The 1,003-nt window shown below is 35.7% G+C and carries 1 pseudogene; it reads right to left on the bottom strand.

Annotated features, from left to right (window positions below):
- Positions 1 to 301: 301 nt before the first annotated feature.
- A pseudogene (gene erm / locus DW661_RS10050) lies at positions 302 to 964 on the bottom strand (23S ribosomal RNA methyltransferase Erm); the annotation flags it as partial.
- Between the last annotated feature and the right edge of the window lie 39 nt (positions 965 to 1,003).

The following is a 1,003-nucleotide window of genomic DNA, read 5'->3' as shown; positions in this document are numbered from 1 at the left end:
GGCCCGTTCAGGCTGTTGCGTTGAGATTGAAAATCAACCATTAGTGATTGTTATTGGTGTTGCCTAGAACGATTCTAAGCACATGTTTAATTTTAAAGTGGGCAATTATCTTTAAAATGTCCTACAATGATTCAATAAAAGCATGGCTGCTAGTGAAACTTGCGACCATGCTTTTAAAAATACTTAATGGGGTCCCGAGCGCTTTAGCTCCTTGGAAGCTGTCAGTAGTATACCTAATAATTTATCTACATTCCCTTTAGTAACGTGTAACTTTCCAAATTTACAAAAGCGACTCATAGAATTATTTCCTCCCGTTAAATAATAGATAACTATTAAAAATAGACAATACTTGCTCATAAGTAACGGTACTTAAATTGTTTACTTTGGCGTGTTTCATTGCTTGATGAAACTGATTTTTAGTAAACAGTTGACGATATTCTCGATTGACCCATTTTGAAACAAAGTACGTATATAGCTTCCAATATTTATCTGGAACATCTGTGGTATGGCGGGTAAGTTTTATTAAGACACTGTTTACTTTTGGTTTAGGATGAAAGCATTCCGCTGGCAGCTTAAGCAATTGCTGAATCGAGACTTGAGTGTGCAAGAGCAACCCTAGTGTTCGGTGAATATCCAAGGTACGCTTGTAGAATCCTTCTTCAACAATCAGATAGATGTCAGACGCATGGCTTTCAAAAACCACTTTTTTAATAATTTGTGTGCTTAAATGGTAAGGAATATTCCCAACAATTTTATACCTCTGTTTGTTAGGGAATTGAAACTGTAGAATATCTTGGTGAATTAAAGTGACACGAATGTTCTGTTTTAATTTTTCTGACGATAAGTTGAATAGATGACTGTCTAATTCAATAGACGTTACCTGTTTACTTATTTTAGCCAGTTTCGTCGTTAAATGCCCTTTACCTGTTCCAATTTCGTAAACGGTATCGGTTTCTTTTAAATTCCTTGATTCTCATCTTCATTGCAACAGCCTCAGGACTCA

Source organism: Collinsella sp. AM24-1 (assembly GCF_003470325.1).
GTDB lineage: Bacteria > Actinomycetota > Coriobacteriia > Coriobacteriales > Coriobacteriaceae > Collinsella.
This window is presented reverse-complemented; position numbering and strand designations above follow the sequence as displayed.